The sequence below is a fragment of the Lysinibacillus sp. NPDC093712 genome (assembly GCF_050280025.1).
Classification (GTDB): domain Bacteria; phylum Bacillota; class Bacilli; order Bacillales_A; family Planococcaceae; genus Lysinibacillus.
Genome location: NZ_JBNNUU010000002.1, coordinates 838,299 through 858,285 on the forward strand (window position 1 = coordinate 838,299; position 19,987 = coordinate 858,285).

General features: G+C 39.5%; 16 protein-coding genes. 1 reads left to right on the forward strand and 15 read right to left on the reverse strand.

Annotated elements, in window-relative coordinates; genetic code table 11:
• Positions 1 to 38 precede the first annotated feature (38 nt).
• The 9 genes from ACQKNX_RS11700 to zapA form a co-directional block, all read right to left on the reverse strand.
• Positions 39 to 812: an electron transfer flavoprotein subunit beta/FixA family protein gene (locus ACQKNX_RS11700; protein WP_403054483.1), complete on the reverse strand. Its 774-nt coding sequence runs from the start codon at positions 810 to 812 to the stop codon at positions 39 to 41.
• 109 nt (positions 813 to 921) lie between these two features.
• Positions 922 to 1,695: an enoyl-CoA hydratase gene (locus ACQKNX_RS11705; RefSeq protein WP_427429016.1), complete on the reverse strand. Its 774-nt coding sequence runs from the start codon at positions 1,693 to 1,695 to the stop codon at positions 922 to 924.
• A gap of 14 nt (positions 1,696 to 1,709) precedes the next feature.
• Complete coding sequence (locus tag ACQKNX_RS11710) at positions 1,710 to 2,291, reverse strand: TetR/AcrR family transcriptional regulator (RefSeq protein WP_172772354.1); 582 nt, start codon at positions 2,289 to 2,291, stop codon at positions 1,710 to 1,712.
• 269 nt (positions 2,292 to 2,560) lie between these two features.
• Positions 2,561 to 4,252 carry an AMP-binding protein gene (locus tag ACQKNX_RS11715; RefSeq protein WP_427429017.1) on the reverse strand — a complete coding sequence of 564 codons (1,692 nt, stop codon included), beginning with the start codon at positions 4,250 to 4,252 and terminating at the stop codon, positions 2,561 to 2,563.
• A 488-nt stretch (positions 4,253 to 4,740) separates the two neighbouring features.
• Complete coding sequence (locus ACQKNX_RS11720) at positions 4,741 to 5,154, reverse strand: DUF350 domain-containing protein (RefSeq protein WP_010860124.1); 414 nt, start codon at positions 5,152 to 5,154, stop codon at positions 4,741 to 4,743.
• Between the two features lie 21 nt (positions 5,155 to 5,175).
• Positions 5,176 to 7,542, reverse strand: coding sequence for an endonuclease MutS2 (locus ACQKNX_RS11725; RefSeq protein ID WP_427429018.1), 2,367 nt, complete (start codon positions 7,540 to 7,542; stop codon positions 5,176 to 5,178).
• Positions 7,543 to 7,560: 18 nt separating this feature from the next.
• Complete coding sequence (gene polX / locus ACQKNX_RS11730; protein ID WP_427429019.1) at positions 7,561 to 9,270, reverse strand: DNA polymerase/3'-5' exonuclease PolX; 1,710 nt, start codon at positions 9,268 to 9,270, stop codon at positions 7,561 to 7,563.
• A gap of 190 nt (positions 9,271 to 9,460) precedes the next feature.
• Positions 9,461 to 10,006, reverse strand: coding sequence for a CvpA family protein (locus ACQKNX_RS11735; protein ID WP_427429020.1), 546 nt, complete (start codon positions 10,004 to 10,006; stop codon positions 9,461 to 9,463).
• 5 nt (positions 10,007 to 10,011) lie between these two features.
• Positions 10,012 to 10,272, reverse strand: a complete 261-nt coding sequence (gene zapA / locus ACQKNX_RS11740) for a cell division protein ZapA (protein ID WP_024363855.1) — start codon at positions 10,270 to 10,272, stop codon at positions 10,012 to 10,014.
• 135 nt (positions 10,273 to 10,407) lie between these two features.
• Between zapA and rnhC the strand changes: the two genes are divergently transcribed.
• On the forward strand, positions 10,408 to 11,334 hold the full coding sequence (gene rnhC, locus ACQKNX_RS11745) for a ribonuclease HIII (protein ID WP_427429021.1): 927 nt from the start codon (positions 10,408 to 10,410) through the stop codon (positions 11,332 to 11,334).
• Between the two features lie 370 nt (positions 11,335 to 11,704).
• Here rnhC and pheT read toward each other — a convergent pair whose 3' ends face one another.
• The 6 genes from pheT to ACQKNX_RS11775 form a co-directional block, all read right to left on the reverse strand.
• Complete coding sequence (pheT, locus tag ACQKNX_RS11750; RefSeq protein ID WP_427429022.1) at positions 11,705 to 14,122, reverse strand: phenylalanine--tRNA ligase subunit beta; 2,418 nt, start codon at positions 14,120 to 14,122, stop codon at positions 11,705 to 11,707.
• Between the two features lie 12 nt (positions 14,123 to 14,134).
• Positions 14,135 to 15,172 carry a phenylalanine--tRNA ligase subunit alpha gene (pheS, locus tag ACQKNX_RS11755; RefSeq protein ID WP_427429023.1) on the reverse strand — a complete coding sequence of 346 codons (1,038 nt, stop codon included), beginning with the start codon at positions 15,170 to 15,172 and terminating at the stop codon, positions 14,135 to 14,137.
• Positions 15,173 to 15,683: 511 nt separating this feature from the next.
• The gene (locus ACQKNX_RS11760) at positions 15,684 to 16,448 is read right to left on the reverse strand and encodes a TrmH family RNA methyltransferase (RefSeq protein ID WP_427429024.1); all 765 of its coding nucleotides are present in this window, start codon (positions 16,446 to 16,448) and stop codon (positions 15,684 to 15,686) included.
• 91 nt (positions 16,449 to 16,539) lie between these two features.
• A complete protein-coding gene (locus ACQKNX_RS11765) occupies positions 16,540 to 17,529 on the reverse strand; it encodes a sensor domain-containing diguanylate cyclase (RefSeq protein ID WP_427429025.1) in 990 nt (329 codons plus the stop codon).
• 28 nt (positions 17,530 to 17,557) lie between these two features.
• Positions 17,558 to 18,352, reverse strand: coding sequence for an alpha/beta fold hydrolase (locus tag ACQKNX_RS11770; protein ID WP_427429026.1), 795 nt, complete (start codon positions 18,350 to 18,352; stop codon positions 17,558 to 17,560).
• 163 nt (positions 18,353 to 18,515) lie between these two features.
• Positions 18,516 to 19,865: an FAD-binding oxidoreductase gene (locus ACQKNX_RS11775; protein ID WP_427429027.1), complete on the reverse strand. Its 1,350-nt coding sequence runs from the start codon at positions 19,863 to 19,865 to the stop codon at positions 18,516 to 18,518.
• Between the last annotated feature and the right edge of the window lie 122 nt (positions 19,866 to 19,987).

Below are 19,987 nucleotides of genomic sequence, written 5' to 3' on the forward strand. Positions count from 1 at the left end.
CCCTCCGTTACCCTTTAAGATTCGATTTGCGCTAACACTTAAACAACTTTCGCTTCTGAATGAAGTAGGTTGACTAGCTCTTTTGCTTGCTCAGAAAGTTCGCCTTGTAAAATACGACCTGCTGCTTTTTGAGCTGGTAAGTAAATGTCGACTGTTTCTACTTTTACTTCAACATCATCTTCATCGATATCTAAATCATCTAATTCAAGCTCTGCAAGCGGTTTCTTCTTCGCTTTCATAATGCCTGGTAAAGATGGGTAACGTGGCTCATTTAGACCTTGTTGAGCAGTTACTAAAAGTGGTAAAGACGTTTCAATCACTTCTGAATCACCCTCGATATCGCGCACGATTTTTGCAGATGTGCCATCGATTTCAAGGTTTGTAATTGTTGTAACATAGTTGATGCCTAATAAATCTGCAACACGTGGGCCTACTTGACCAGAACCACCGTCAATTGCCACATTCCCTGTTAAAATCAAGTCAGCATCTTTATCTTTTAAGTACTCAGCTAAAATGTATGCAGCTGCATTTTGATCTAATTCATCTAGATCATCTTCTGTATTAATAAGAACCGCTTCATCTGCACCCATTGCTAATGCTGTACGCAATTGCTTTTCTGCATCCTCGCCACCGATTGTAACAACTGTTACTTTACCACCAGCTGCATCACGAACTTGAATTGCTTCTTCAATTGCATATTCATCATAAGGATTAATAATGAATTCAGCGCCGTCCTCTTGGATTTTACCACCCGACACAACGATTTTTTCTTCTGTATCAAACGTACGTTTAATTAATGCAAAAATGTTCATATTTCATACCCCCTGCAACGTTTTTTAAATTCCCAAGTAAACTTGTAAATATTATATATTTTCAGAGTTGATAAACTCCCCTTAAGTGGTTAACAACACTGATGGAAAACTATTTGCCAGTAAACACAGGCTCGCGTTTTTCAATAAATGCTTGAATTCCTTCTTTAGCATCTTCTGATACAAATACTGTACCAAATGATTTAGCTTCAGCTTGAATACCCTCATAAAATGAAGCATGTTTCGCATATTGTAATGCTTGAATCGCTTCTTTTAATGCAATTGGGCTCTTCTTCGCAATCTTTTTCGCTACCTTTAGTGTTTCATCAAGTAATACTTCTTCTGTAAATGCACGATTTGCTAGTCCCCATTGCACTGCCTCATTACCGGAAATAGGATCGCTTGTAAACATCATTTCTGCTGCTTTAGCTACCCCAACATAACGTGGTAAACGTTGTGTGCCACCGAAGCCTGGAATAAGACCTAGTTGTAGTTCAGGCAATCCTAATTTCGCAGATTCCGTTACAAAGCGCAAATGACAGCTCATAGCTAATTCTAGACCACCGCCTAGTGCTGCACCATGAATTGCAGCGATTACTGGCTTATGGAACGACTCAACGCGTTCAAATACTTGTTGACCATGACCTGCAAGCTTCGTAAACTCTTCCCCAGAGTCAACTTCTGTAAATTCTTTAATATCTGCACCTGCTGAGAAGAAACGGCCTTCGCCATGAAGTACAAGGACACGTACTGCGTCATCGTTTTCTACGGCATCTAGCACAGCATTTACTTCTGCAATGATTCCGCGAGATAATGCGTTTGCTGGAGGACGTGCAATCGTAATAATCGCTACTCCATCTTCTACTTTCCAACTTAGAAATTCCATTTCTCCACATCCTTTTAAGCTTTAATCCCGTTCAGGATTAATGCCTGAACTTTCGGAACCTGTTCTATCAAATCATATCGATAGTCATTCATAACCCAAGACGTAATAGTTTCGTCAATTGTTCCAAATACCATTTGACGCGCTAAGCGAACATCCATCGTTTGATTGAACTCACCAGAAACCATACCTTCAATTAAAATTTGATCAAGCAGTTGTAAGTAATCTCTTAATACACCATTGATCTTTTGTCGTAAATCTTTATTTGATTGTCGAAGTTCTAATTGTGTAACGGTCGCAAGTGATCGATCTGTAGCTAGAACACTAAAATGATTTTCAATCATCCGTGAAAGTTTGTCTTTCGACGTACTCCCATTTTCTATTATATCTTGTAATGACTCTACAAAAACAGCCATTTTTTCATTAAAGACAGAAATTAATATATCTTCTTTATTTTTAAAATATAAATAGATTGTTCCATCGGCTACTCCTGCTTGTTTTGCAATCTTCGATACTTGCGCTTGGTGATAACCATTTTCTGCAATAACGAAAACAGCTGCATCAATAATTTGCTTATATTTTGGCTTATCTCGCTTCATTTTTAAATCACCACCTACAAAAAACATACGCACACCTAATTATATTTTGTGACATAATTGACTTATCGTTAAAATAATAATTTGCCAATATGAAACACACTGTGTAATTCCTTAAACGCTGAAGTTTCGAAACAAAATTTTGAACCGGTTCTTCATGATTAACATGGCGTGGTTTTAAAGAAACAAAAAATACGAAAATATGAATGGTTATTCATTCATATTTTCATATTATATTTTACATTCACGCTTGTCAATACTTTACCACGTAGTTATTTTGCTTCTTTATTCGCCATTTTTGTTTTTTCTTCTTCCACTAAAGTACGACGTAGAATTTTTCCGACTGCTGTTTTGGGTAACTCATCTCGGAATTCATAAAAGCGTGGCACTTTAAAAGCAGCTAAGTGCTGACGACAGTATTTATTTAATTCGTCTTCAGTAATCGAATATCCTTCTTTTACAACAATATAAGCTTTTACTGTTTCTCCTCGATACGGATCTGGAATGCCTGCTACTACGCATTCTTGAATTTCTTCCCGTTCATATAATACTTCTTCGACTTCTCGAGGATAAATATTAAAGCCACCCGCTATAATTAAATCTTTCTTCCGGTCAACTACATAGAAGAAACCTTTTTCATCCATATACCCAAGATCACCCGTTAAGAACCAACCATCTGCAAAAGTCGCAGCTGTATCCTCTGGACGATTCCAATAGCCCTTCATCACTTGCGGACCTTTAACAGCAATTTCGCCTACTTCACCAACAGCAAGTTGTTCAGTATCCCCTGTACGTAAAATGACAGAATCCGTATTCGGCCATGGTAAACCTACTGAACCTAAGACCCGGTTACCCCAAATTGGTGTTGCGTGCGTTACTGGAGAGGTTTCGGTTAACCCATAACCTTCGACAAGCTTGCCACCTGTTACTGCCTCAAATCGCTCCTGTACTTCTACAGGCAATGAAGCCGAGCCACTTAGGCATGCTTTAATAGACGATAAATCATATTTCGCAATATCCGGATGATTTAATAAACCAATATATAATGTCGGCGCACCAGGGAACAATGTTGGCTTTTGCTTATCAATCGTTTTCAAAGCTGTTTCTGCATCAAACTTCGGTAATAACACCATTCTATTTTGAGTGAACACCGATAGTAGCATGACTGTTGTCATCCCATAAACATGGAAAAATGGAAGCACACCCATAATCGTTTCCTCGCCGTGGACACATTTATACATCCAGGCGTCACACATTGAGGTATTGGCAATTAAGTTTTTATGCGTTAACATAACACCTTTCGGATACCCTGTCGTCCCACCTGTATACTGAAGTAATGCAAGATCTTCTTCGAAATCAAATGGCATTTCAATCATTTTCACAGGTGAGGACTTCATAATTTCTGTAAATAAATGATTTTGCCCGCTATGCTCAACTTTCACACTAAAGCCGTACTGCTTTTTTTGAATAAATGGATATACTAAGTTTTTTGGGAATGGTAAGTAGTCTTTGATGGCTGTTACAATGACATTTTCAAGCGCTGTTTCTTTCATAATTTTCATCACGCGCGGATATAAAATATCCATTACTAAAATGACCTTTGCACCTGAATCCGTCAATTGATATTGCAATTCACGTTCAGTATATAGTGGATTTGTTTGTACGACGACCGCTCCGGCATACATCGCCCCATAGTAAGCGATTACACTTTGTGGGGTGTTTGGCAACATAATTGCCACCCGATCTCCCTTTTCTACACCAAGTGCTTGTAAATAGTTCGCGAACTTAAGTGCAGACTCATATAACTCGGTGTACGTCAAATCCTTACCCATAAAATGAATTGCCACTTTAGATGGTTTCTTTTTATAGGCACGTGTCAAAAACTCTTGCACAGGAATTTCCTCAAACGTTAAAGACGGTGGTATTTCTTCAGGATAATTTGCTAGCCATGGTTTTGCTGTCATACGTCCTCTCCCCTTTGTCCCAAACTTTGTAAATTCTTAATTCAATTATAATGAAAAAGAAATGTACTTTCAAACACAAAATAGAAAATAAATGTATTTTCGATTAATTATTATGCGTTTTACAACATTTATATAACTACCATATAAAGGGTTTAAGTCGACTTCCCTTATGAATGCTCATTCATTGTTTCGTTTTTTATACAATTGATGCTCCCCCTATTTCTATATTAAAAAAATAATTTTCTTCAAAAGTATTTCTATTATTTTATAAAGAAAATAGACTTTCTCTATTAGCGATTCATAGTTTTGATACAAAAAAACTGTAGAGAAACTTGAAATTCCAAGTTTCTCTACAGCTAAACATTCCCTCACATTATTGAGGCTACATTATAAAATTATACGGTCATCATATAGTAAATACCGACTGCCAAAAATGCGATGCAGACTATGATTAGAACTTTCGCTAATTTTTCCATCTCATAACACTCCTATGCAATACTTGCCCCAATAACGAACGATAGACCAACTGAAATCGTAAAGGAAATAAAACCTACTGAGCGATTATCATTGGCGATTTCCTGATCCACGTTAAAGCGTGGCGTCATAAATTCAAATAAGAAATAGGCCACAATTAGTAACGTAAAGCCAAATAGTCCCCACCCAATCATTTCACTCAGCGTACTATGGCGTGCAATTGAATAACGGAAAATATTACAAATCCCTAATATTTTACCGCCGGTTGCAAGCGCAACAGCTACATTACCATTTTTTATTTCTTCCCAGTTTTTGTATTTCGTAACGACTTCGAACAATGCCATCGAGACGACTAAACATAACACAACAACACTAAAATATCCTGCCGTTTCGATAATTGGATATCGCCAAAAGCTAGAATTCAGCATTTTCTCCGTCCCCTTTACAGCTTATTTCAATTCCACAACAGTAACGCCAAATCCACCTTCGCCTGCTTCTCCAAAACGGAAGGATTTCACCCGTTTATGTTTTTTTAGGTAACTTTGTATGCCCTGACGCAATGCCCCAGTCCCAACGCCGTGAATAATCGACACTCGACCATAGTTTGAAAGCAGCGCATCGTCTATATATTTTTCAGTGCGAATGATCGCATCCTCATAGCGCTCCCCACGTAAATCTAACTCTAATTTCACATGGCTATCTCGATTTTTCACACCAGAAACTCGTTGTACAAGCTCTTTTTCAGGTTTAATGTATTCTATATCTGTATCGGCAATTTTCATCTTTAAAATGCCCATTTGTACAACCCATTCAGCATCAGATACTTTTTCAAGTAAAGTACCTCGTTGACCATAGCTTAACACCTTTACCTCATCACCGACAACCAAGTTTTGTGCACGCGCCTTAACTTGCGCTGCTTTTTTCAATACTTTGTTATGCTCAAGTGGTGTCGCTTCTTCTAAACGTTTACGCGCCTCAATAAGCTCATGCTCTTTCACTACTTGATCAGCATTTTTACGCATTTCGCGAAGCTCGGTAATAATTGTTTCTGCTTCTCTTTTTGCATCATCCACAATTTTACGTGCTTTTTCTTTCGCTTTTTTATCGAGTGCCTCTTTGCGCTCTTCATATGCTTGAAGCTTGTCTTGTAGCTCTTTGCGAAGTGCCTCAGACTCTAATAGTAAGTCATGGGAGCGCTCGGCATCATCCTCTGATTGGCGTCTCGTTTCTTCTAAGGAAGCAATCATAGACTCCACCTCATGACGGTCCGTACCTGTGAAGCTTTTAGCACGATCGATAATGGACTCCGGTAAGCCAAGACGACTAGAAATTTCAAAGGCATTGGAACGACCAGGCACACCAATGAGTAAGCGATATGTCGGACTTAATGTTTCGATATCGAATTCTACACTTGCATTGGCAACGCCAGGGCGATTATAGCCGTATGCTTTTAATTCAGGATAGTGCGTTGTTGCCATTACACGAGCGCCACGACCATGCACTTCATCCAAAATTGAAATAGCTAAGGCAGCCCCTTCTTGTGGATCTGTTCCTGCACCCAATTCATCAAATAACACGAGTGACTCGTGATCGAATTGCTGTAAAATGTCGACAATGTTTACCATATGAGATGAAAATGTAGAAAGCGATTGCTCAATTGATTGTTCATCACCGATATCAGCAAAAAGCTGCTCAAATACCGCTAGCTCTGAACCATCCAATGCTGGCACTGGTAAGCCTGCCTGCGCCATTAACGTACAAAGACCAACTGTTTTTAACGTAACGGTCTTACCACCAGTGTTCGGTCCTGTAATCACAATTGCTGTAATGTCTCTCCCGAATTCGATGTCATTAGCAACCGCAGTTTCAATAGGTAAAAGTGGATGACGCGCTCGCACAAGTCGAATATAGCCGTCCTTGTTCATCTTTGGCATCGTGCATTTATTGGCTTGGCCGTATTTACCCTTTGCTAAAATGACATCAATTTCACCTAATATTTTTACTAAGTTAAATAAATCTGGTGCAACTTCCTCAACCATGGCGCTTAAAGCAAGCAAAATACGATCAATCTCCGTTTGCTCTTTCATTTTAAGTCGATGTATTTCATTATTTGCTTGTACAACTGAATCTGGTTCGATAAATAATGTTTGGCCAGATGACGATTGATCATGCACAATTCCACCATAATGATGACGATATTCTTGTTTAACTGGAATGACATATCGGTCGTTACGAATCGTCACAATGGCATCTGAAAGCATTTTTGACGCATTACTTCCTCGAGTTAAGCTTTCTAGTTTCGAACGCACTTTAGCCTCTTCAGCACGCAGAGATTGACGAATAGATCGCAATGTTTGACTTGCTGAATCTAAAACAGCGCCGTTATCGTCAATACAGTTATTAATTTCATGCTGTAATCCTGTTAGTACAGGCATCATTTCTTTTTTAGTAATGAAATGAGGAATTTCAATGATTTCTTCGGACTCTAAATCCTCAAGGAAATTGCGAAGAATACGACTAGCTCGAATCGTACTTGATACTTCCATTAATTCCATCGCTGAAAGCATTCCGCCGATTTGGGCACGTCTTGCAGCAGGTCGAACATCGAAAATACCACCCATAGGCACATTACCTTTTACACGTAAAATGGATAGCCCTTCATCCATCTCTTCTAACAACTGAACTACTTTTTCATAGTCTGTTTGTGGTACAAGCTCATCAATGGCTGATTTGCCGATTGATGAAGTACAGTATGTAGCCACTTGTTGACGTACCTTATCATATTCTAGTGTTTTCAATGCGCGGTTTGCGATCACTGAGAACACCTCCTCAACCTATTTATTTCGTCGAATGAACGCCTCAAACTGTTCACGCGTCCATGTGTTGACAATCATATCTTTTTTCAGCCATGCCTTATTTGCATAGCGCACACCTATATCCATAAAACGTAAATGAGCGGTATCATGAGCATCGGTATTTATTGCTACAGGGACACCTGCTGCAACAGCCATTTCTAAGTGCTCAACACATAAATCTAAACGATATGGATTTGCGTTTAACTCTAAAATTTTACCATATTCCTTCGCCCATTCAATTAGCTGTGCTATATCTGGATTATAACCAGCACGATCCTCAATAATGCGACCCGTCGGATGGGCAATCATATGAACATACGGATTTTGCATTGCCGTGTGCAAACGCGCCATAATTTTATCCTGCGATTGTGTAAAACTCGAGTGAATAGAGGCTATTACGAAATCTAATTTTTTTAGTACTTCGTCATCAAAATCTAACGAACCATCCGGTAAAATATCCATCTCTGTTCCTGCATATAAATAAAAGTCTGGATGTGCTTCGTTAAATGCATCAATTTCTACTCGTTGCTTCTCTAAACGTGCAGGTGTTAAACCATTCGCCACTTTTAAATACTGGGAGTGATCGGTAATAACGCCATAGTGATAACTACGTGACATTAATGCATCTCCCATTTCAGCAACGGAGTATGCACCATCTGACCATGTCGTATGCATATGCAAATCTGCCACAATATCCTCTAGCTTTACTAAATCCTTCACTTCACTTTGGCGATCAAACTCAGTCGACCCCGTTCGTAAGCTAGGTGGAATAAATGGCATATCAAAATGGTCAAAAAATGCAGCCTCATCCTCAAATGTCAATACTGAGCCATCTGCTTGCTCTACACCATATTCACTAATTTTCTCCCCACGTGCTTTTGCAAGTTGACGCATACGAACATTATGATCTTTTGAACCAGTAAAATGGTGCAAGGCCGTTGCATACTCAACATCCTTCACTAATCGAAAATCAACACTTATCGGTTCATCTAAATCTAAAATAACTGAAATCTTTGTATCACCTGCAGCCACGACTTCCTGAATTGCCAGTTCACTCAATAACTTTTCACGTACTATCTCAACCGCTTCAGTTACAACGATAAAATCAATATCTTTACTCGTTTCTGAGGCACGGCGGAAGCTTCCAGCTACTGAGAAACGTGCCACTTCCTCCATACTACCGAGAAGTGCTTCAATTTGTAAAACAACAGGCTCTAGCAGCCAAATTGGCAAACGTTCCGAACGATTGGAAAAGTTTGCAAGCTCCTTTAAAATTTTTTCTTCAGTTTTCGCCGCAAAGCCCGCTAGCTCGCGCACTTTACCAGCCTCACATGCAGCCTGTAAGCTTTCTGCAGAGTCAATGCCTAACTCTTGGTGAAGCTTGGCAATTTTTTTGCCGCCTAGACCTGGCAACTTCAATAGTGGCAGTAAGCCTTTTGGCACGATATCTTGTAATTCTTTTAAGAGACTTGATTCTCCTGTCTCAATCAGGTCTTCAATAACAGCAGCTGTGCCTTTACCGATTCCCTTAAGCTTTGTTACATCTTCCATTTCACTTAACGAGCGTTCGTCTCCTTCAAGTGCTGCAGCGGCCTTTCGGAAGGCGGATACCTTAAACGGATTTTCACCTTGTAACTCCATATATAATGCAATTTTCTCTAGTGTACGAATAATTGTTTTTTTGTTCATTTAGAATTCCTCCTATCGTAAAAACACTTCCCTCAAGTCCGAGAGAAGTGCATCGATTACTATTGCCTATTCATTACGGCTCTGCGCACAAAATAGCTGTGCTCTTAACAGCAACTTCGCCATTTAAGCGGATTTCTACGGACAAACAAGTGAACACCACATTCAGTTTTCCATGCGTAGACGCCAAATTTTATGAAGCATGGAGATAAATATACCACCAATTTTGGAACATCTTTGTAATAATCGGTGTATGCTCCAAAATGAGGCCTGATAAGAACGACTTCGACATTAAATTCTGCACCAATTCAATTGGTACTAATGCCAAAACATACAACACAATAAACAAAATTAAATAATTTTCAATCATGCCAAGCAGTGCACCAAGCCAACGGTTCACTATATTAAGCACCGGTAGATAGGCAATAAAATCAAAAATAGATGCCACAATTTGCAATGCGATTTTCACAGCAAAGAAAATAACCGCAAATGCTATAACACGGTAAAACGTGCGGTCTAAATCTAAGCTGTCAATGACAACCCCAAGGCTTCCCGAATCCGTAACACCTGGATATGGCACCCAAAACACAAATTTCTGTGCTAATGGCTTATAATAAATATACGCAACAATTAGGGCAACGACAAAGCTGACAATATGCATCATTTGTACAATGAAGCCACGTTTTGCCCCCACTAGTAGTCCAACTAATAGAACTACTAATATGATTAAATCTAGCATTCACTTCAACCCTTTAATTTTTTCAATTCTTCTTCTAGTAATTCTATTTGCTCTTTTAAGAGTAAATAATCGTGCACCGTATTTACAGCTGTAAGGACGGCAAGCTTTGTGCTATCAAGTGAGGGATTATGTAAATTCATTTCGCGCATACGGTCATCAACAATAGAAGCGACAAGTCGCATGTGTCCAATGGATTCGGAGCCGACCATTTTATATGTATGACCATATATTTCCACAGAAATTTTATTCTTTTCTTGATTTTCCATAGTCGCACCCTCCAATAAAATCATTTTGCTCACGATTTTGACAGTAATGAGCAACGTCCACACAAAAAAGCTATATATTATCATAACATGAAAGGTATAAAATTGTGAACAATGAGGATAGAAAGGAACGGTTAAATGTCAAATATTGTACTTTTAATTTCAACAAATGCACAAAAAGAGGTGATGTCTTATTACGCAAGTTATTATGTGGAGCGAAAAGCACCAGGTGTCGTATTCGCCGCAAAACTTCCTGATACAGCTATTACGATGTACAAATCAGGGAAATGTATGTTTCAAGGAGGGGGTGCTGAGCGAGAAGCGGCACGATGGGGTTCCTCTGGGGTAACAACAACCCAAAAGTCTTCAACTGTTGGCGCAAAAGGCGATACGCTTCCTGAGGGCTTTGCTTCAATGTCTGTGCTAGGCTCTGATGAAACAGGGACAGGCGATTATTTTGGGCCTATAACAGTCGCTGCAGTTTACGTACCTTCTTCAAAAATCGAACTAATAAATGAGCTCGGCGTTAAAGATTCTAAAATGCTTACTGATGACTATATGCGAAAAATAGCTCCAGATTTACGTGCGGCATGTATCCATAGCGTACTCGTATTACGCAATGAAAAATATAATGTATTACAAGCAAAAGGTTACTCACAGGGTAAAATGAAAGCAATGATGCATAATAAGGCGCTCGGCAATACATTGTCCAAAATGGCCCCTGAAAAGCCTGCACATATATTAATTGATCAGTTCGCAGAACGTGGAGTCTATTACAATTATTTAAAAAATGAGCGAGAAATTGTTAGAGATGACGTACTATTTTCAACGAAAGCAGAACAATTACATGTTTCAGTCGCTACCGCTTCGATTTTGGCACGCGCTGCATTCTTAAAGGAAATGGACCGACTAAGTGAGTTTGCTGGCATAGAGTTACAAAAAGGAGCATCTAGCAAGGTTGATGCATTAGCGGCACGGATTTGGCGTGGACAAGGCGAGGAATTTTTGCGCTCCATCACGAAATGGCATTTTGCGAATACAGAAAAGGCTCGAAAGTTAAAATAAATTTATATGGGTCGATTGCCGTTGATTTCCGCTACGGGCTGGACGCTTTCCGCAGGCACACCGTAAGACGCAACCCTCGCTTACGCGCGGACTGTTGCGTCTTACGTTTTGTGCTGTTCCCGTAGGAGTCGCCAGCCCTTCGCTCCAATCAACTAGACTGCATTCTCTTCCAGAAGATAAAAATTAAAATTAAGCACAATCAACATTCTTACGTTCTGAGCAGGAGTCGCCACACTCCGCTTCAATCAACTTGCTATCAATAACAAAAGAATAAAAAAGACAAAAAGCATCTAGAGCGAACCTCTGGATGCCTTTTGTCGACACTCTTAGCTGTCTCTAACTTCGAGACAGCTTGTTAAATTAGTATAAATTAACGTACTTCTGTTCCTTCAATTGTGGCGATTGCTTTTAACATTTTGTTATGTGCTGCAACAACCTCATCATCTGTTAATGTTCGTTCTGGATCGAAGTATGTTAATGAGAAGGCAACAGATTTTTTACCTGCCTCCATTTTTTCTCCTTCGTAGACATCGAACACGCGAATATCCTTCAACAGCTTCACGCCTGCTGAACGAATAGCGGTAATTACTTCACCCGCTGCTGTTGCACGGTCCATAACAAGTGCGATATCTCGAGACATAGCTGGGAAACGAGGAACTGGTTTATAACCAAGTGGTGCTTCACTTGCATTTGCATGAAGTAATGCTACTAAATTCATTTCCATTACGTACGTATCTTTTACACCCCATGTTTTTTGTTCTGCAGGATGTAAACCGCCGATAATACCAACTTGTTCTCCATCTAATAAAATGCTAGCTGTACGTCCAGGATGTAAGCCAGCTACTTCTGATTTAACAAAGGTAATGCGATCTGCTAAACCAAGCTTACCAATTACGCCCTCGATAATACCTTTTAATACGAAGAAGTCTACTTCCTTTTTCTCGCCTTGCCAAGCATGATCTAACCATTTACCTGTTAAAACTGCTGCAACATGCTCTTCTTCAAACGGTAGCCCCTCTTCCGTTTGACCTAGGAAGACAGAACCAACTTCGTATAATGCCACGCTATCAGCTTTACGCGCAACGTTATATGCTGCTGCTTCAATTAAATGTGGAATTAAGCTTTGACGTAGTGTTGAACGGTCTTCACTCATCGGCATTAATAAACGCGTTACCGGCTCTGCTTTTAGTGCAAAGCGTTGTGATAGTGCGGCAGATGTTAAAGAATAAGTGACAGCTTGATAAAGTCCTGCACCTTCCATAAAGTTACGCACTATACGACGATTTGCTTGGTAAGCTGTCAATGTCCCAACTTGGTTAGCACCTTCTGGTAAAGTCATTGGAATTTCATCGTAACCATATAAACGTGCAATTTCTTCAACGATATCTTCTTCAATTTTAATATCTTGACGACGTGTTGGTGCATCGATAATTAATAAGCCATTCGCTGCTTCTACACCAAATTTCAAACGCTCTAAAATCGAAAGCATATCTTCTAATGAGATTTTCATGCCAAGACGCTCGTTAATAAAGTCTGGAGAAACAACAACACGTGCTGGTGTTTTATCTAATTCATCTACGATACAAGTACCTTCTAACACTTCACCACCAGCTAACTCAGCAAGTAATGCTGCTGCTCGTTCAGCTGCAGGAAGCACTCGGTTTGGATCAACGCCTTTTTCAAAACGAGCTGATGCATCCGAGCGAAGACCTAGATTACGTGAAGTTTGGCGCACTGTTAAGCCATCGAAATAGGCAGATTCAATAACAACAGTTGTTGTAGATTCTGTTACCTCAGAATTTGCTCCACCCATTACACCCGCAATCGCTACTGGCTCTTTGCCATTCGTAATCACTAAATCAGTTGCCTTTAATGTACGTTCTTGGTCATCTAAAGTCGTGATTTTTTCACCTTCTGTTGCTTTACGAACAACAATTTCACCAGTTGCTAAGCTATCATAGTCAAATGCATGAAGTGGTTGACCATATTCCATTAAAATATAGTTTGTCACATCGACCACATTGTTGTGGGGACGTACTCCAGCTGCCATTAAGCGGTGCTGCAACCACATTGGTGATTCTGCAATTTTAACGTTTTTCACAACTTTTGCTACGTACATTGGGTTTGCTTGTAGATCTTCCACTTGAAGCTTTAATAAGTCCACTGCCTTTTCAGAAGATGTATTATAAGCGATTTCTGGGTACTTTACTTCTTCTGAAAGAATTGCACCTACCTCATAAGCTACCCCTAACATTGAAAGTGCATCGGAGCGGTTTGGTGTTAAGCCAAGCTCAAGCACTGTATCACGAAGACCTAAAAACGCTAGTGCATCAGAGCCCACCTCTGCATCTGCTGGTAACACATAAATGCCTTCAGCATAAGCTTTCGGTACTAACTTACCTTCAATACCAAGCTCTTGTAATGAACAAATCATACCGTTCGACTCGTGCCCACGAAGTTTTGCTTTTTTAATTTTAATGCCACCTGGTAAATGTGCACCAGGACGAGCAACGATCACTTTTTGACCTGCATCTACGTTTGGCGCTCCACAAATAATTTGTTGTGGTTCCGCTTCCCCAACATCTACTTGGCAAATGTTTAATTTATCGGCTTCAGGGTGCTTCTCTTTTGACACAACATAGCCGACAACGACTTTATCCATACCTTTAGCACGGTCAATAACTGCGTCTACTTCTATGCCAGAGCGTGTAATTTTTTCTGCTAAATCTTCAGGCGCTAAGTCCTGTGTACTTACATAATCTTTTAACCATTCTAATGATACTAACATTTATAGTCCCCCTTACGCCTCTGTTCGCTCGAATTGTGATAAGAAACGTGTATCACTTGTATAGAAATGACGAATATCGTCGACACCATATTTCAACATAGCAATACGTTCTGCACCAATACCAAATGCGAAACCAGAAACTTTCTTCGGATCATAACCAGCCATTTCAAGCACATTTGGATGTACCATACCCGCACCTAAAATTTCAATCCAACCTGTGCCTTTACATACGTTACAGCCTGAGCCACCGCATTTGAAGCAAGAAATGTCCATCTCTACAGAAGGCTCTGTGAATGGGAAGAAGCTTGGGCGTAAACGAATTTCACGATCAGCACCGAACATTTTTTTCGCTAACGTATCTAACGTTCCTTTAAGGTCGCTCATACGAATATTTTCGCCAATTACTAAACCTTCAATTTGCATGAATTGGTGAGAGTGTGTTGCGTCATCATTATCACGACGGAACACCTTCCCTGGACAAATTATACGAATGGATTCGCCTTTTTTTGCTTCCATTGTGCGTGCCTGCACCGGTGATGTATGTGTACGTAATAATATTTCCTCGGAAATATAGAACGAGTCCTGCATATCACGAGCAGGGTGACCTTTTGGTAAGTTTAAAGCTTCAAAGTTATAGTAATCCTTTTCTACTTCTGGTCCTTCAGCAATTTCGTAGCCCATACCGACAAATAAATCTTCAATTTCTTCGATAACACGTGTTAATGGGTGACGGTTACCTACTTTAATATCACGACCAGGTAATGTAACATCAATCGACTCACTTGCTAATTTTTCAGCAATTGCTGCTTCTTCTAAAACAGTTACTTTTGTTTCTAGCACCGCAGTGACATTTTCACGAACTGTGTTAACTAAAGCACCCATTTTCGGACGTTCCTCAGCCGATAATTTCCCCATGCCTTTTAATAAATCTGTGATTGGCCCCTTTTTCCCTAAATAAGCGACACGCACATCATTTAATTCTTTTAAATTTGCTGCTGCTTCAATTTTTGCTAGCGCTTCTTGCTCTAATTGCTTTAATTGCTCTTCCATGTGTAAAACCTCCTTGTTCATATAAGTGCCCGCCTGCACAAATGGCACAAAAAAACCTCGCCCCCAAAAAAGGGACGAGGACATATTCGCGGTACCACCCTAGTTATTGCACGATTAACTCCGCACAATCACTTCATTGACATAACGACTCGATTGAAGCCGGCATACCTTTACAGCCATTTTCACTTGCTGGTCCCGGTAGCTGCTCGCAGGCTGAATTCAAAATTGCATTGGTTCGGCGTTGGCTCTCAATCTCTGGCTTACGCTCCCTGTCGTCCATTCACAATCTTTACTACTTCCCGGTCAAAGCATTTCAATATACTTAATTACAATTTAAATGTGATTATACATTATTACGCCGCTTCAAAGCAAGGGGCATCTGTTCCTTGTTGCAATATGATTTGATTTATCGGCGATTGCTGCTGTTTTATGAGCAATTGCCGTAGTTTTATCGGCGATTGCCAGCGTTTTATCGGCGATATCGACTAGTCTAATGTGTGTAAGACAGAACTTATTTTACAAGTCCATATAAAACAATACCTGTTGCAACAGCGACATTTAATGATTCTGCTTGTCCAAAAATAGGAATAATGATATTTTGATCCGTCATTGCTAATAACTGCGGATGAATGCCACTGCCTTCATTCCCCATCATAATAGCAAAAGCACCCGTATGCTGAATATCATTATAAACGACAGCATCCTCATCAAGTGCTGTTCCAAATACAGGCACACCATTTTCCTGAAGCATATCAATCCAATCTTCTAGTTCTCCACGAATCACTGGAATATGAAAATGTGATCCTTGCGCAGAACGTAGTGTTTTCGGGTTATAAAGATCTGCACAGCCCTTGCCAAGTATAACCGCATCCAAACCAGCTGCATCCGCTGTTCGTATCATTGTTCCAATATTTCCTGGATCTTGCACAGCATCGATTAGAAGAACCTTGCGCCAAGAAACCATCACTTCTTGCTCTACCGTCATCTGCTTACAAACTGCAAAGACTCCTTGTGATGTCTCAGTCTCAGCAAATTCCTTTGCTACAGCTGCTGTCACTTCTACCATTGCCACATCATCAATTGGCCATAGCATTGGTAAATCAACGCCCTCACGCACAATTAGCTGTAACACTTGACCACTATTTTTCAACGCTTCCTCTACTAAATGGAAGCCTTCTACTAAAAACTCGCCTGAACGTTCACGCTCTTTTCGCGTAGTCGCTAATTTTTTCCAATATTTCACTAACGCATTTTGCGTAGATTCTATTCTCTTCATCGTCTTTCGTACCGCCTTTTTCCTATTTACTGTTCATTATTATACAGTAGAAAACAACAAATTACATAGTCCAGCAAAATGTAGCCAATTGTCAGAATTGTTTGGGTGTCTGGCACTCAAAAGTGCTTACTCTATTTCTTCCATTTTCCTTCGAAACATACAAAGCTTTATCAGCCTTTTTCAAAATCGTTAAATCGGTATCCTCTTCAGTTACTATTGCAATACCGATACTGATCGTGATGCTACCAGTTTGCCACTGTGCCTGTTCAACAGCTTGACGTAATTGCTCCGCAATAGTCCTCGAAGCATTCACATCTGTTTCAGGTAAAATGATGACAAATTCCTCCCCACCAAAACGAGCAACTACATCATCTTGACGAGCTTGGGCATTTAAAATTTGTGCCAATTCGGCAAGGACTTCATCACCTACTTGATGTCCGAATGTGTCATTTACCTTTTTAAAATGATCAATATCTAAAATTAAAAGAGAGAATGGTTTTGCTGATTCGTGGAATATAGCTAGCTGCTCCTCAAGCTGCTCTTGAAAAAATCTTCTGTTTTTCAATCCTGTTAGCTTATCAGTAACGGAAAGTTCTACTAGTGTGGCGTTGATGTTTAGTAGTTCATCTTGTTTTTTCCCAATTTCCAAATGGAGTTGCTCTAATTTAGCTAAAGCCTGATCCTTTTCTAAATAAGCAGCCTCTAGTTGCTTTTTCGCTGAGCGTAATTCTAACTCATAATCAATGCGCTTTTTCATTGGTACTAAAATACAATCAATGCATTCAGTCTCTCCCACTAAATACTTCCTGCCATTCAATAGAAAAGGAACAGCTGTACCATTGCGATGTTTTAAACTGATAAACAGTTCTTCTACATGATCGTTAAGATTTATAGTTGGGTAAAAATAAGAATGAAAAATCATCTTATTCGGCTTGGACATTAGCAATTCAATATGCTGGTGTAATAAATCCACCCGTTCATAACCCATCCACTTCAGAAAGGTCTGATTCACCTCTATCATCATTCCATCATGCGTAATGGCAATAAATCCACAAGGTGCATAGTTCAATCGTTTATCCATGAATTATTCATAATCCTTTCATATTCCATTACAGAAATTGTGTAATTAACTGAATCGTTTCCTCAGGATGACTAATATGAGGATAATGACCTTTTGCAGTCATTAATCGAAACGTACTTGCTTTTAAATGGTTGTGCAAATATTCACCAACCTCAATTGGAACTATACTATCATCCGAACATTGCATAATTAAACTAGGAACACCAGCCTTTATTAAGTCGCCTCGATGATCTGATAAGAACGTTACTTCGGCAAACTCCCTTGCAATAACTGGGTTAGCAGATTTAAAAGTCTGTTCAAGCTCATTTGTTAATTTTGGGGAATCAGGATTATTCATGGCAATCGGCGCTAGAAAGCTAGCCCAGCCAGAAAAATTCATTTCCATCATATCTAATATTTCTGTAATATCGCTCAGCTCAAATCCACCAACATAGCCATTCCCATCATTTAAATACCGTGGCGAAGGTCCAATCATAATTAGTTTTTCAAAATAATCAGGGCATTCAATGGAAGCAAGCAGACCAATCATTGAACTAATCGAATGACCAATAAAAATGACTTGTTGCAGTCCAAGAGTCTCAATGATGTCCAAGACATCCTGCTTGTACCCTTGAAGAGACTGATATTTTTCGGATTGATAAGCGTTTAAATCGGAATTACCTGAACCAACATAATCAAACAAAATAATTTGATATTGCTCCTCAAAAGCTGGCGTTATATAGCGCCACATATTTTGGTCGCAACCAAATCCATGCGCAAAAAGTATCGGCTGCTTCCCTTTCCCAATTATCTTCACATTATTGCGTTCAACAACATCCATCATCGCATTTGCCCCTTCTAGAAATATATGTAATATCTCCATTTTGACTGTGCTTTCAATAATTATCAAGGAAATAATAACAGTGAACTTAACAAAAAAGTAGAATGCTTATTTTCTATGCACTCTACTTTCCATCTAACGATATTCTAAAAAATTTGTTCTAGCATTACATCCACTTTTTAATCGTTGGAATACTTTGAGGGAATGTAAAGACATTGTAAGGATCATATTTGGTTTTCACTTCTCTTAGTCGTCTAAAATTACGTCCATAATAGGCGGTAGGCCAATTTTGAATAGATTGATCTGGAAAATTCACATAATCCCCCATTGTAAAAGGAGATAATGTCCTTCTAATATCCTCAACCCACTGCACATTTTTCTTTTCATCTTCATGATTTTCCCATGAAGTGATATATTCTTGGGTAATCAGCGCATTTCTATAATAATAGGCAGTTCTGCTTGATGCAATCTGACCTACAGCACCTCTTAGCGACTGTTGCCAGATGCTAGCATTTCTATTAGGGGCATCGGCTAAAAATTGTTTCATTTTCGAAATTGCCACATGCGGAAAAGGCTTTTCAATAAAGGAACCTGATCTTTTGCGGAATGCTGGTTGATTGCCACTTGCAACATCAAAAAATCGCACTGCTTTAATGTACGGTACTTCTTTTATCCACACTTCCGTAGGTGAACCACTTTTCCTTAAAGGCCGCAAATGCTTTTTTAATTCAGAAGCCGCACCAACAAATAAACCTTGCACCACAATTTCGCCTACTTCCTGTGATTTTAGCTCTATTTGTGAAGTTATGCGTTCATCCGTAAATGGCGCCCATTTTTGCCAAGTATCAAAAGCAATCTCAAAATCATCCCACTCCCACACGATGGCGAAAAGGGTAACGTCTGAAATTGGTTGAAGCTTGAACGTAAGGGCAGTAACAACACCGAAATTGCCTCCACCGCCGCCACAACTAGCCCAAAACAAATCACTATTCGTCTGTCTGTTTGCTTGGATCAACTCGGCTCCTAGATGTTCACTCGCTCTGACCATTTCAATTTCAATCAAGTGATCGCAAGTAAGCCCGAAAGGACGGGATAGCATGCCAATACCACCACCTAGTGTTAAGCCAACAATCCCTACACTACTTTCGGTTCCGGCTGGGATTGTCATCCCATGCTCCCATAATGCACGGTATACCTTCCCCAGATTAGCACCAGCCTCAATTCGAGCAGTTCCATCTTCCAAATTAACTGTAATGTTGTTCATTTCACTCACATCTATAATTAGACCGTTATTGACTAAGGAATAATTTTCATAATTATGTCGCCCGCTCCTTATTCGAAAATCTTCATTATTTTCCCTGACCCACCTTAAAGCATTGATTACATCTTTTGTTCTTTGACAGAAGACAATTTTACTCGGGAATTTCGGCAGACTTAAATTATTATTTGTTCTCGCTTCGTCATAATCTGGATCACCTGGACTAACAATTCTTCCTGTGAGCTTTACCTTCTTCAACGTCCAGCTCCTTTCTCAAATGATACAATTCGCACGTTCTATACTATGTATAACGAATAAGAAAAAAATATGAGTATTGAAATGATTAAACAATTAAAAATTACACTACATTTCATCATTAG